The sequence below is a fragment of the Burkholderia stagnalis genome, assembly GCF_039848545.1.
Lineage (GTDB): Bacteria > Pseudomonadota > Gammaproteobacteria > Burkholderiales > Burkholderiaceae > Burkholderia > Burkholderia stagnalis.
In genome coordinates this window covers 2,212,557-2,228,084 of sequence record NZ_CP156685.1, presented here as the reverse complement: position 1 = coordinate 2,228,084, position 15,528 = coordinate 2,212,557, and the positions used below count along the sequence as shown (strand labels likewise).

1 protein-coding gene is annotated in these 15,528 nt (G+C 65.4%); it reads right to left on the bottom strand.

Annotated elements, in window-relative coordinates:
- Window positions 1-19 precede the first annotated feature (19 nt).
- Complete coding sequence (locus ABFO07_RS10335; protein ID WP_347467098.1) at window positions 20-15,124, bottom strand: amino acid adenylation domain-containing protein; 15,105 nt, start codon at window positions 15,122-15,124, stop codon at window positions 20-22.
- Window positions 15,125-15,528: the final 404 nt, after the last annotated feature.

Below are 15,528 nucleotides of genomic sequence, written 5' to 3'. Positions count from 1 at the left end.
AGGCGGTGCTGCATCGCCTTCAGGGCGGAGAACTGTCGTGCTCTCCTCGCATGTATTCGCCGTCGTGCGGCCGTGGGTTCGCGACGTAGACCGGCGAATTCGACGATGCCGCGCCATATCGCGCTCGACCGTCGAGCGCGGCTGCGACGATCGGCCCGATTTCCGCGACTGCCGGTGCGCTCATCATCGTTTCATGCAGGCATTCGACGTCGTGCACCTCGATTCGCCCCTGCACATACGGTTGCCATGCGCGGACATCGCGTGGCTCATACGCCTCCGACCGGCTGAGCGCCGCCCTGAAGAACAGCACATCGCCGTGGAACACGCCGGGCACGAACATGCCGGCGAGGGTCGGTGCGATCTGGAATTGCCGGACGATCGATTCGAAGGTCCGCTCGTCGAGCGTCTCGAACATCGGATTGCTTCGTGAGAGGCGCGTCTTCAGCGTGTCGATCGTCAGCGGGCCGGGGGCGGCAGGTTGCGGCGAATCCTCGAATGCTCGCACCAGCACGTCGATGACCTCCCGCTCCGTCACGGCGGGGAAAGCTTCGCTTTGCATCATCGGATAGCCGTCGAGCATCGCGAGCAGCGCCACTTTTTCGCCGGCGAGCTGCAGCTGGGTAGCGATCGCATGCGCGATATGGCAACCCAGCGACCAGCCGAGCAGGTGATACGGGCCATCGGGCTGGACGCTGCGAATCTGCCGGACGTAGTCCTGCGCCATGTCCTCGATCGACTGCGCGTACTTGCCCGACTCGGTAAGCGCGCGCGCCTGCAGTCCGTAAAGCGGCCGATCCCGCAGGTGATGGGCGAGGCCCGCGAACGGCCAGCTGAAGCCGCCGGCCGGGTGGATGCAGAACAGCGGCGAGCTCGACCCCAGCGGCTGGAGCGGCAGAAGGACCGCCAGCGCATCGGACGGGCCCGTCGTGTGTATCCGGGGCGCCAACTGAGCGACGGTCGGCGCTTCGAAGAGCGCGCGGATCGACACTTCGCGGCCGAACGTTTCGCGGATTCGCGCAAGCAGGCGGGCGGCGATCAGCGAATGCCCGCCGAGCGCAAAGAAGTTGTCGTGTCGACCGATGCGCTCGACGCCGAGGAGGTCGGTCCAGAGCGCGGCGAGAGTGAGTTCGATCTCGCCTTGCGGCGCTTCGTATTGCGTCTGGACGAAGGCATCGTCGTCGGGCTCCGGCAGCGCACGCCGGTCGAGCTTGCCGTTGGTCGTGAGCGGCAACGCATCGAGCACGATGAATGCAGCCGGCACCATGTACTCGGGCAAGCGGGCCGCGAGGTGTTCACGCAACCGCCTGGCGAGTTCGACGCGTGGTGCCTCGTCGTGCAGTACGACGTATGCCAGCAATCGGGCGTTGCCGGCTGAGTCGTGTCGGGCGATCACGATTGCGTCACGCACCGCGTCGTGCGTAGCAAGCTGCGTGGCGATTTCACCGGGCTCGATGCGGAAGCCCCGAATCTTGACCTGATCGTCGTTCCGGCCGACGAACACGAGGTTGCCGTCCGGCAGGTAGCGGGCGAGGTCGCCGGTACGGTACATACGCGCGTCGGGCTGGCCCGCGGCACGGGCGAACGGATCGGGCAGGAAGCGCTCGGCGGTGAGATCCGGCCGATTGAAGTAACCACGCGCGACGCCTGCGCCGCCGATGTAAAGCTCGCCGACCGCACCCAGCGGCACCGGCGCCAGATCGTCGTCGAGCAGATAGATCCGGGTATTGGCGATCGGCTTGCCGATGGGATAGAGCGAATCGCCGGACGACGGCTCGATCTCGCCGGAAACGACGACGATGGTGGTTTCGGTCGGGCCGTAGTTGTTGACGATGCGCAGCGACGGCGGCAGCCCGGCGGGCAGCGCCGTGATGCGATCGCCGCCGATCAGCAGCGATTTCAGCCCCTGCGGCAATCCGGCCTGCATCGCGAGCAGGGCCAGCGGCGTGACGAGGAACGCGCAGTCCATGGGCTGCGCGCGCCACCACTGCAACAAGGCGGCGGGATCGGACGCGAGACCTGCCGGCGGCAGCAACAGGGCCGCGCCCGCACAGAGCGCGGACCAGATTTCCCAGACGCTGGCGTCGAAGGCCAGGCTCGCGGTGGCCGGGACACTGGAGCCGACGTGCAGATCGAAACGGCCGATATACCACGTCACAAAATTGACGAGTTGCCGATGCTCGACCATGACGCCCTTCGGCGTGCCGGTGGAGCCGGACGTATAGATGACATAGGCGAGATGGCGCGACGTCAGTCCGAGCGGGTGCGGCGAGAGGTTGTCCGGGAACAGTTCGTCCCACGCAGGCGAACCGGCAGTCACATCGACGAGAGCGTGCGTCGCCCGATGCGCGTCGCCGAGCGCATCGGCGAGCGCCTTGCGTCCGACCGGGTCGACGAGCACGACCGGCGGCCTGGCCTCGTCAAGGACGGCGGCGAATCGCGTGCTGGAATGCGCGGGATCGACCGGCAGGTAAGCGCCCCCGGCCTTGAGCACGGCAAGCAGCGAGACGACCATCGCAATACTGCGCTCGGCGCATACGGCGACGGGTACATCGGGCCCGACGCCGAGTGTGACGAGATAATGCGCAAGCCGATTGGCGCGCGCATTGAGCGCGCCGTAGGAAAGCCGCTCGTGCTCCGCGACAAGCGCGACAGCCTCGGGCGTCTGCCTCGCCCGAGCCTCGACGAGTTCATGCACGCACTGGTGTTCGGGATAGGCCGCCTCCGTCGCATTCCACGTGTGCAGCAGCAAGCGCCGCTCGTCGGCATCGAGCAGATCGATCTGTCCGATCGGCTTCACGTCATCGCGGGTCATCGCGCGCAGCACGGCGATCAGGTACGCGCAATGACGCGCGATCGACGCCGCGTCGAACAATGCGGTCGCATAGCGCAACGCACCGGCTATCGCACGGCCGTCGTCAGCCAGATCGAGTTCGAGATCGAACTTCGCGCGATCGAACGCGCCGGCAACCGGCGTGATCTTCAAGTCGGGCAATTCGACCGCGCGCGTGTCGACGTCCTGCCACGAAATCATCACCTGGAATATCGACGTGTGATCGAGCCGCCGCGGCGGCTGGACGATTTCCACCACGCGCTCGAACGGCAGATCCTGATGGTCCTGCGCGGCGATCACCGTCGCCTGAACGCGGTCCAGCAATTGCGCGACGGACGGCGTGCCCGACAGGTCGATGCGCAGTGCAAGCGTGTTCACGAACAGCCCCACGATCGATTCGAGCTCGGGGGCCGAACGATTGGCGACGGGTGTGCCGATGACGACGTCGTCCTGGCCCGCAAGACGCCCCAGCACCGCGGCCCAGGCCGCCGTCACGACCGTGAAGACCGTGACGCCGCGCCGGGCGGCGAGCCGTCTCAGGTCCTGCGTGAGTGCACCATCGAGTTCGATCGGCAGCCGCGCCGCTTCGAACTGCTGATGCGCGGGCCGCGGATGATCGGTCGGCAACGTCAGCAGCGTCGGGATACCGGCCAGCGCTTCTTGCCAGTATCTTGCCTCGCGTTCGAAACGTTCGGTGCCGAGCGACTGCCGTTGCCAGGCAGCGTAGTCGGGGTACTGAACACTCAGCGCGACGAGCGGATCCGGAAGTCCTGCCGTGATGGTTTGGTAAAGCGCGCACAGCTCCTTGACGAGCACGGCCAGGGACCATCCGTCGCAGACGATGTGGTGCAGCGTGAGCATGAATGCATGCTCGTTCTCCGACAGTCGGACGAGGCGCGCACGGGCGAGCGGGCCGCGCGCGAGATCGAACGGGCGGGCAGCTTCCTCCTCGCACAAGCGCAACCCGTGCTCCGATGCGCCCGGTTTCGACGACAGGTCGTCTTCGCGCCACGGGATGCCGTCGCCTGGCGGGAGCAGCATTGCGTGGGCTTCCTCGCTTGCGCCACCGGCCGGATCGGGAAACACGGTGCGCAGCGCGTCATGACGCGCCCATAGCGCATCGGCCGCGCGGTGCAACGCTGCGGCATCCAGTCTCCCGTCGAGCCGCAGCACGAGCGGGACATGATAGATCGTGCTGGCGCCTTCGAATCCGCTCAGGAACACCATCCGCTGTTGGGCGAACGACAGCGGCAGCGGTGCGTCGCGATCGACGCGGACGATCGGAGACGCAACGCTTTGGTTTCGAGCACCGACCGCCTGCGCAATCGCGCACACCGTCGGATGCTCGAACAGCGTGGCAAGCGACAGCTCGACCTCGTGCAATACACGCAGGCGATTCAACATCCGCACGGCGAGAAGCGAATGTCCGCCGAGCGCAAAGAAGTTGTCGTGTCGACCGATGCGCTCGACGCCGAGCAGTTCGGTCCAGAGCGCGGCGAGAGTGAGTTCGATCTCGCCTTGCGGCGCTTCGTATCGCGTCTGGACGAATGCGTCGTCGTCGGGCTCCGGCAGCGCACGCCGGTCGAGCTTGCCGTTGGCCGTGAGCGGCAACGCATCGAGCACGATGAACGCGGCCGGCACCATGTACTCGGGCAAGCGGGCCGCGAGGTGTTCACGCAACTGGCGAACGAGTTCGACGCGTGGCGCGTCGTCGTGCAGTACGACGTACGCCAGCAATCTGGCGTTGCCGGCTGAGTCATGTCGGGCGATTACGATCGCGTCGCGCACCGCGTCGTGCGCGGCGAGCTGCGCTTCGATTTCACCGGGCTCGATCCGGAAGCCCCGAATCTTGACCTGATCGTCGTTCCGACCGAGGAACACGAGGTTGCCGTCCGGCAGGTAGCGGGCGAGATCGCCGGTGCGGTACATGCGCGCGTCGGGGCGGCCGGCGGCACGGGCGAACGGATCGGGCAGGAAACGTTCGGCGGTGAGTTCCGGGCGATTGAGATAGCCGCGCGCGACGCCAACACCGCCAATGTAAAGCTCGCCGACCGCACCCAGCGGCACCGGCGTCTGATTGTCGTCAAGCAGATAGATCCGGGTATTGGCGATCGGCTTGCCGATCGGCACGGTTTGCGCATCGAAATCCGCGGGGCACGTAAAAGCGGTCACGTCGATGGCGGCTTCGGTGGGACCGTAAAGATTGTGCAACTGCGCCTCCGGCAAGCGCTCCAGACAGCGCCGCGCGGTCGCAACCGGCAACGCCTCGCCGCTGCAGATGATGCGCGAGAGCGTCGTACAACGCGCCAGGCCCGGTGCCTCGAGAAAACCGCCGAGCATCGACGGCACGAAATGCAGGGTGGTGACCCCATGCTGCGCAATGACGTCGGTCAGATAGTCGGCGTCACGGTGCGCGCCGGGCGCGGCCATCACGAGCGTGGCGCCATTGGCAAGCGTCCAGAAGAATTCCCAGACCGACACGTCGAAGCTGAACGGCGTCTTTTGCAGAACGACGTCCCGGGCGTCGAGGCGATAGGCGGACTGCATCCAGACTAGACGATTGACCAGCGCGCTGTGTTCGTTCTGCGCGCCCTTGGGCATGCCGGTGGAGCCCGAGGTGTAGATGACGTAGGCGAGATGGCGCGAGGTCAATCCGAGGGCGTGCGGTGACAGATTATCCGCAGACAGCCCGTTCCACGGCGGCGACCCGACGCTCACATCGACCAGCGTGTACTGCGACAGAAGCGCGTCGCCGAGCGCATCGGCAAGCGCCTTGCGTCCTGCCGGATCGACGAGCACGACAGCCGGCGCGGCATCGGAGAGGATATGCGCGAGGCGTGCGCCGGGGTAGGCGGGATCGAGCGGGACATAAGCGCCGCCCGCCTTGAGGATGCCGAGCAGCGAAACGACCATCGGCGTGCCGCGTTCGAGGCAGACGGCCACAAGCGTATCGGGCGCGACGTCGAGATCGATCAGGTAACGCGCAAGTCGATTGGCGCGCGCATTGAGTTCGGTGTAGGAGAGACGCTCGTCACCGGAGATCAGCGCCGTGGCCTCAGGCGTTCGCCGCACCTGTTCCTCGAAGAGCCCATGCAGGCACTGCTGCCGATCGTATTGCACGTCCGTCGCATTCAGCGTATCGATCAGCAATGCCTTTTCGTCGCTCGATACGAGGTCGATTGCCGAGGCCGATTCGCCGTCATTCTCGCAAGCGCGCTCGATGAAGTCGAGCAGACGATCGGCATGGCGCGAGACAGCGGCCGGCTCGAACAGGTCGCCGTTGTACCGAAGCTCGACGTCGATCGGCGCGCTTCTCCCGAACTGGGTAAACAGGAACGAGAGGCCGTGTTCCGGCCCGGACAGCCATTGCACGTGCGCGGGCTGGCCGGCCACTTCGACGGGATGCCGCAGGAACAAGGTATTGACGCTGACCGCGATATGACGAGGATCGAGCCCGTAACGCCGGACCATGTCGCCGAACGGGAATCGGCCATGGCGCATCACGTCGCGAAATACCTCGCAGATTCCGCTCAATGCCGCCGAGACCGGCGCGTCGGCCTGCTCGATCGACACCGGAAGCGGAATGACCTTGGCGAATTGCCCGGGAATGTCGAGCGCTTCGCGCGTGCGGTTCAGGAACGACACGCCGATCACCGTGCGCCTTTCATGCGCGATGCGCATCAGATAGAGCGTCGTCAACGCAGTCAGGCATTCCGACGGCGACAGCGACCATTTCTGAGCGGTGCGGGAAAGCCGTTCCTGCAATGCGTGCGGGAACGTCCGGCGCAACGACCGCACGACGCCGCGCGCATCGACGGGATGCGCGTGATCGGCAACGAGCGTCACCAATGCGCGTCCATCCATCTTCGCGCACGCCGATTGCCAGAACGTGGCGTCGCGCGCGCAGGTCGACGAACCGAGATAACGCTCGTCGAGCGACAACGTGTCGAAAAAGATCCGGTCCATGTCGAACGTACGGTCCGGATCGCTTTCGAGCGCGGCATAGTTCTTCGCGATACGCTCGAAATATCGAATGGCAGACCACCCGTCGTTTTGCACATGATGCGACCGCAGCGCGACCAGCACGCTCCCGGGCGATTCGAACACCGCGACGGCACTGGTCTTGTCGTCGGGATGCTCGTTGAGCTTCTCGTGCCAACCGATGACCGCCTGTCGCACTTCCTCGTCCGTCATCGTCGCGCGTTCGACGAAATGCAGAAAGCGCGTCGTCGGCATGGCGGCTTCGCTTTGCAGGCCGGCGTCGGAGAATTCAAGCCAGAACGACTGATTTTGCGCGATGAGCGCGCGCGACGCGATCACGAGCCGGTCGCGATCGATGTCCGGCGCGCAGCGCATGGTCGCAACGGAAAAGAACGACGTCCCGCGCCGCGATGCCTGTTCCTGGAGCCAGACCGCCTGCTGCGCGGGCGAGAGCGCATACCAGGTTCCCGGCGGGCCGGACGGACGGTCAAGCAGCCGCGACACGTCCGGGCCCGACGCGGCGTCCCGCGCGCGCGCGACGCAGGCGCGCCAGAGTTCGGTGACCGGTGCATCCGGCCGCTGCACGCTTTCCGTCACGAACGCCAGGAAGAGTTCGATGATCGCGTCGACGCTTGCCGGATCGAACAAATCCGCGCTGTAGGTGACGTCGGCGCTGGCGTACTCGCCCGTATCCAGGAACACGAACGCGAGATCGGCGCCGCGCCCGACGCGCGTGCGCGGAATCGGGTCGATCGTCATGCCGGCGATCGTCTCGCGCATCTTTCCCGGGCCTTGCTGGAATTGGCAAAACACCTGAAAGACCGGATCGTACGATGGCGCGCGCGGCGGATTGACGGCCGCAACCACGTCGGCGAAGGGCAGCTCGCTCACTTCGAGCGCGGACAACAGTTCCTGCGACGCCGCGCGTAAATGGCTGGCGACGGAAGCGGACCGGTCCAGCCGGTGGCGCAGCGGCAGCGTGTTCACGAAGAGACCGACCATCGCTTCGGTCGTCGCATGTGTTCTGCCTTCGGTCACCGTGCCGATCACGACGTCGCGGCTGCGGGCGAGTTGCGCGCATACGATGGCGAGCGCCGTCTCGAGCACGACGAAGGGCGTGACGTTGTATGCCGCCGCGGTTTGACGAATCTGCTGCATGAGATCGGGCGCGAGCATGCGCTCGATATGTCCGGCGTGATCCGACAACCTGGACGGCCGCGGCCGGTCGGATGGCAAGTCGAGACAGACGGGCGCACCGGCGAGGCGTTCCCGCCAGGCCTCCCGCAGTTGCGCGAGATGTCCGGCATCGACGTGTTGCCGCGACCACGCCGCGTAGTCCCGATATTGCAGCGTCAGCGGCGCCAGCGCGGGCGATTCGTCGGCGGCCAGCGCGGCAAACGCGTGCTTGAAGTCGCGCCAGACGATGTTCCAGGACGTGGCGTCCATCGCGATATGGTGAATCGAGATCACCAGAATCGCGCGCTGCGGCGACTCGACGAACAGCGTCGCGCCAAAGACCGGGCCCCGGAAGCAATCGGGGAGCCTCGCGGCTTCCGATTGCGCGAGCGACATCGAGTCGTCTTCGGCGGCATCGCGGCGCGCCAGCCGGAAGGCGTCGAAGCGGCCGACGACAGGCGCGAACGATCCTGTCGCATCGTCGTTCACATAGTGCGTGCGCAGGATTTCGTGGCGTTCGACGATCGTGCGCAGCGCGCGCTCCAGCACATCCTCGCGCACGTGGCCCGACAAGATGAAGAGGCGCGACGAGTTGAGCATCGCACTGTGTGCGGCGTCCGCTTCGATCGCGAGTACCCGCTCTTCGGCGAAGGACAGCGGCATCGGCGCGTTGCGGTCGATGCGGACCATGTCATGACCGCTGCCGTGCGACGGCGCGTCGGCCAGCGCGAGGGCCAGCGCCGCGACGGTCGGTGCTTCGAAGATCTTGTGCAACGGCAAGGCTTTTCCGGTTTCGCTGACGATGCGCGAGACCATGCGAATGGCGACGATGGAATGTCCGCCGAGCGCAAAGAAGTTGTCGTGCCGACCGATGCGCTCGACGCCGAGCAGTTCGGTCCAGAGCGTGGCGAGGGTGAGTTCGATCTCGCCTTGCGGCGCTTCGTATTGCGTCTGGACGTAGGCGTCGTCGTCGGGCTCCGGCAGTGACCGCCGGTCGAGCTTGCCGTTGGCCGTGAGCGGCAACGCATCGAGCACGATGAATGCAGCCGGCACCATGTACTCGGGCAAGCGGGCCGCGAGGTGTTCGCGCAATCTCCTGACGAGTTCGGCGCGTGGCGCGTCGTCGTGCAGTACGACGTACGCCAGCAATCTGGCGTTGCCGGCTGAGTCATGTCGGGCGATCACGATCGCGTCGCGCACCGCGTCGTGCGTGGCGAGCTGCGCTTCGATTTCACCGGGCTCGATCCGGAAGCCCCGAATCTTGACCTGATCGTCGTTCCGACCGAGGAACACGAGGTTGCCGTCCGGCAGGTAGCGGGCGAGATCGCCGGTGCGGTACATGCGCGCATCGGGGCGGCCGGCGGCACGGGCGAACGGATCGGGCAGGAAACGCTCGGTGGTGAGTTCCGGGCGATTGAGATAGCCGCGTGCGACGCCAACACCGCCAATGTAAAGCTCGCCGACCGCACCCAGCGGCACCGGCGCCTGATTGTCGTCAAGCAGATAGATCCGGGTATTGGCGATCGGCTTGCCGATCGGCACGGTTTGCGCATCGAAATCGGCAGGGCACGTAAAAGCGGTCACGTCGATGGCGGCTTCGGTGGGACCGTAAAGATTGTGCAACTGCGCCTGCGGCAAGCGCTCCAGACAGCGCCGCGCGGTCGCAACCGGCAACGCCTCGCCGCTGCAGATGATGCGCGAGAGCGCCGTGCAGCGCGACAAGCCCGGCGCCTCAAGGAAACCGCCAAGCATCGACGGCACGAAATGCAGGGTAGTGACCCCGTGCTGCGCGATGACGTCGGTCAGATAGTCGGCGTCACGGTGTGCGCCGGGCGCGGCCATCACGAGCGTGGCGCCATTGGCAAGCGTCCAGAAGAATTCCCAGACCGACACGTCGAAGCTGAACGGCGTCTTTTGCAGAACGACGTCCCGGGTGTCGAGGCGATAGGCCGACTGCATCCAGACCAGACGATTGACCAGCGCGCTGTGTTCGTTCTGCGCGCCCTTGGGCATACCGGTGGAGCCGGACGTATAGATGACATAGGCGAGATGCCGCGAGGTCAATCCAAGCGCGTGCGGCGACAGATTGTCCGCAGACAGCCCGTTCCACGGCGGCGACCCGACGCTCACATCGACCAGCGTGTACTGCGACAGAAGCGCGTCGCCGAGCGCATCGGCAAGCGCCTTGCGTCCTGCCGGATCGACGAGCACGACAGCCGGCGCGGCATCGGAAAGGATATGCGCGAGGCGCGCGCCGGGATAGGCGGGATCGAGCGGAACATAAGCGCCGCCCGCCTTGAGGATGCCGAGCAGCGAAACGACCATCGAGGTGCCGCGTTCGAGGCAAACGGCCACGAGGGTATCGGGCACGACGTCGAGATCGACCAAGTAACGCGCCAGTCGATTGGCGCGCGCATTGAGTTCCGCGTAAGAAAGACGCTCGTCACCGGCGATCAGCGCCGTAGCCTCGGGCGTTCGCCGTACCTGTTCCTCGAAGAGCCCATGCAGGCACTGCTGCCGACCGTATTCCACATCCGTCGCATTCAGCGTATCGATCAGCAGCGCGCGCTCATCGTCCGGCACCACCTGGAGACGCTCGAGCGGACTCGAGCCCGCATCGAGCGCATTCGCCAGTTGCTCCAGCGCACACTGCATGTACGCGCATATCCGTTCAGGCAGCTCCGGCGTAACGACCTGCGCGGCGAGTTCGAGTGCATCGCCATAATCCTCGACGGACAGCGTCACCGGATAATTCGTCTGTTCGTGTGCCCCCAGCAATTCGACACCGGACGGCCACGGCGCATGGCCATCGATGCGCATGTTGTGTCGGTAATTCAGCAGCGCACCGAAGAGCGACGCGTTCGCGCCGATGCCGCTGCATCGTTGCGCGAGCGCGAGTGATGCGTGTTCATGTGCGAGCAGGCCCGCGAGCCGTGTCTGGGTATCGCGCACCGCCGTGCGCACGTCGGTCGCGTCGATGTCGATGCGCAGCGGCAGCGTATTGATGTACAGGCCCATGGTGCGGTCGGCGCCCGCGCCGGCCGCCATGCGCCCGAACAGCACCGTGCCGAACACCACCTGTCGCTGACCGCTCGTGCGCGCCAGGACGAGCGCCCAGGCGAGATGACACAACGTCGCGAGGCTCACGCCGATGCTTTTCGACAGCGTGCGCAGGCGCGCATCGAGCGCGGCCGGCACGGCGCGACGCGCGTCGTACACCGGCGCCATGTCGCCGTGCCCGGGCGTCAGGCCGAACGGAAGCGTCGGGGTATCGACGTCTTCCAGCATCTTGCTGAAGAACGCTTCGTGCGCACTCGCGGGCAGGCCGAGGCGCGCTTGCGCGACAAGGTTGCGATAGGGCTGCGGCGTGGGAAGGCGATGCGCCTGCCCGTCGACCGTCGCCTGGACTTCGTCGTTCAGGATCGCGAGGGTGGAATGGTCCCCGGCGAGGTGATGGAGCAACATGAGCGCGTGCCAGCGTCCGCCGGTCGCTTCGGCGATCACGAAGCGCAGCAGCGGCGCCTGCGTCAGATCCATCTTGTAGCGCCCCGGATGAAAGCGCGCCTGCAATTGCAGCGCGACGGGCGCGATGGCGTCGTCGAGGGCGAGTTCGGTCACGTCCATGCGCGCGCGCCGCAGGACGACCTGCACCGGCGAGCCAAGGCCTTCCCACATCACGGCCGTGCGCAGGATGTCGTGCCGCTCGACGAGGTGCTGTATCGCATGAAGATAACGATCGAGCGCCGCGCGATCGGCAAAGGCCATCTGCGCGCTCAACAAGTAGGGATCGCCGCGCGTGCTGAGTACATGGTGAAACAGGATCCCGTCCTGCAGCGGCGAGAGGGCGTAGATGTCCTGGATGTTCGCGACGCCGCCCGGTATGTGCGCGACGATACGATCGATGTCGGCTTGCGACAGGTCGACGAGCGGCAGGAGATCCGGTGTGATGGCTTGCGTGTCGGGCGTGATCCGGTTTTCCGGAACGACCACTTCGCGCAATTGGCCGAGGGTGAGGGCGAGTGCGGCCAGGACCGGCTGCTCGAACAGATCCCGTATCGCAAGCGTCAGGCCGATCTGGCGCAGGCGTTCGATAAGCTGAACCGCAATGAGCGAATGCCCGCCGAGCGCAAAGAAATTGTCGTGCCGACCGACGCGCTCGACGCCGAGCAATTCGGTCCAGAGTGCCGCGAGGGTACGCTCGATCTCGCCTTGCGGCGCTTCGTACCGCGTCTGGACGAATGCGTCGTCGTCCGGCTCCGGCAGTGCGCGCCGGTCGAGCTTGCCGTTGGCCGTGAGCGGCAACGCATCGAGCACGATGAATGCGGCCGGCACCATGTACTCGGGCAGGCGGGCCGCGAGGTGTTCACGCAACTGCCTGGCGAGTTCGACGCGTGGTGCCTCGTCGTGCAGTACGACGTATGCCAGCAATCGGGCGTTGCCGGCCGCGTCGTGCCGGGCGATCACGATCGCGTCACGCACCGCGTCGTGCGCGGCGAGCTGCACCGCGATTTCGCCGGGCTCGATGCGGAAGCCCCGGATCTTGACCTGATCGTCGTTCCGGCCGACGAACACGAGGTTGCCGTCCGGCAGGTAGCGGGCGAGGTCGCCGGTACGGTACATGCGCGCGTCGGGCTGGCCCGCGGCACGAGCGAACGGATCGGGCAGGAAGCGCTCGGCGGTGAGATCCGGCCGATTGAAGTAACCACGCGCGACGCCTGCGCCGCCAATGTAAAGCTCGCCGACCGCACCCAGCGGCACCGGCGCCTGATTGTCGTCAAGCAGATAGATCCGGGTATTGGCGATCGGCTTGCCGATGGGATAGAGCGAATCGCCGGAGGACGGCTCGATCTCGCCGGAAACGACGACGATGGTGGTTTCGGTCGGGCCGTAGTTGTTGACGATGCGCAGCGACGGCGGCAGCCCGGCGGGCAGGGCCGTGATGCGATCGCCACCGATCAGCAGCGATTTCAGCCCCTGCGGCAATCCGGCCTGCATCGCGAGCAGGGCCAGCGGCGTGACGAGGAACGCGCAGTCCATGGGCTGCGCGCGCCACCACTGCAACAAGGCGGCGGGATCGGACGCGAGACCTGCCGGCGGCAGCAACAGGGCCGCGCCCGCACAGAGCGCGGACCAGATTTCCCAGACGCTGGCGTCGAAGGCCAGGCTCGCCGTGGCCGGGACACTGGAGCCGACGTGCAGATCGAAACGGCCGATATACCAGGTCACAAAATTGACGAGTTGCCGATGCTCGACCATGACGCCCTTCGGCGTGCCAGTGGAGCCGGACGTATAGATGACATAGGCGAGATGGCGCGACGTCAGTCCGAGCGGGTGCGGCGAGAGGTTGTCCGGGGGCAATGCGTCCCACGGAGGGGAACCGGCAGTCACATCGACGAGAGCGTGCGTCGCCGGATGCGCATCGCCGAGCGCATCGGCAAGCGCCTTGCGTCCGACCGGGTCGACGAGCACGACCGGCGGTTTCGCATCGTCGAGAACATGAGCGAGTCGCGCACTGGAATATGCGGGATCGACCGGCAGGTAAGCGCCCCCGGCCTTGAGTACGGCAAGCAGCGAGACGACCATCGAGATACTGCGCTCGGCACATACTGCGACGAGTACATCGGGCCCGACGCCGAGCGTGACGAGATAATGCGCGAGCCGATTGGCGCGCGCATTGAGTTCGCCGTAGGAAAGCTGCTCGTGTTCCGCGACAAGCGCGACAGCCTCGGGCGTCTGCCTCGCCCGAGCCTCGACGAGTTCATGCACGCACTGGTGTTCAGGATAAGCCGCCTCCGTCGCATTCCACGTGTGCAGCAGCAAGCGCCGCTCGTCGACATCGAGCAGATCGATCTGTCCAATCGGCTGCTCGGGGTCGGCAAGCGCCGCCTCGATGAAATGGAGCAGCCGCTTCCGATGGGCCTGCACATCCGCACCGTCATAAAGCTCGGCATTCCCGTCCACGTGCAGCGTGCAACCGGGGTCGCGCGGATTTCCCGTCACCGTCACGGCAAAATCGTTGACCAGACCATTGGCGAGCGCATGCAGGGTCGCAAGACTGTCCCCGAATTCCCAGCGATTGTCGTAGGCAACGATATTGATGCGCGGCCCGAAAACCGGGCCGGCGAATGCACCGCGCATCTGCTTGATCTCTTTCACACGGAACTGCTGGTGCTTCATGTGCGCGAAGACTTCCGCACCGACCTGCCGCGTCAATTCCGCGAGCGTCGTGCGTGGCGTGATGGGCAGCTGCATCGGCAGGATGTTGGCGAACATGCCGGGCAGCGTGCGCGTCTCCTTCGTGCGGGCCGATACCGGAAAATCGAACACGGTGATCCGGCCGTTGCTCATCCGGTAAAGATAGGCCGCCACGATCGCCGTGAGGACGAGCGGCCACTTCGCGATCCGCGCCTCGATCGTGTCGAGCTGTTCGACAAACGCCTGGGAAAGCGGCGCCGATGCCCGCCTGAACGCGCCGCTTGCGCGCGCGGCCGTGCCGGCGAGCGTTTCCGTGGCGGGCAGGGCGGCGACGTAGTCCTGCCAATACCGGCGGTCGGTCACGTAGCGCGACGAGGCCCGGTATGCACGATCGCCGTTCGTCATCGGCTCGATCGGCCCGAAGTCCGAGTCCGGCACCGGCTGCTGCCGCAGCAGTGACGTGTAGATCCGGGCGACCCGGCGTGTCGCGAGCGGGATGCTCGCACCATCCATCACGATATGGTGATAGCGCTGATACCAGATATAACGGTCGTCGCTCAGCTTGAACAGCGTTTGACTGAAAAGCTTGCTGGAGAGCAGGTCGTAAGGGCGATCCGACTCGGCCTGCATGGCGTTCCAGCAAGCCGCAAAGGGATCAGCGTCGCCCGATGCATCGATGAACGCCAGCTCGAATGCATCCAGGTCGCGCCCGAATTGCATCGGCCCCGTCGATGTTTCAACAAAGCGAAAATGTAGACTCCGGGCCTCCTCGATGAAGCGGCGTAGCGCCATCTCGAAGGCATCGCGGTCGATCGCCCCCCGGATATCTACATAGCCGCGGCTGTCGAACAACGGGCTGTCGGGTTCGAGTTGCTGCGAAAACCACATTTCCATCTGCGCCGCAGTAAGCTCCAGGATTTCTTGTGGGTTTTTTGTATTCACAATTATCCTCATCACAATTTATTGTGAGCAACCTGATCGAAGACAGCGCGAAATTTAAAAAATCGAGAACATCCTTGACGATATTGCATCGAGCAGCGAGCGGACACGGCCAGGCCCGCCGCGTGGCGGCATGAGGTATTTATCTGCTGAAAGAATTGAAACCTACTGTAGCACGGCACTGGTGCAAAATTCGCCAATCCGAAGCGACTATTTTCAGATTTAACGCAATCAATAACAAATTTATTTTTTGATGCAATTTCTGATTATTGAATATTTAGAAAACAACAATTCGATATTTCATTCCACATGTCACACTGAACGCGAGGCGCAGCACATCGGTATCGCGGTCCGTGACGGCGCCGTGACCTTGCCCGGCAAGATGGGTGAGACGGGCGCCCGGTGGG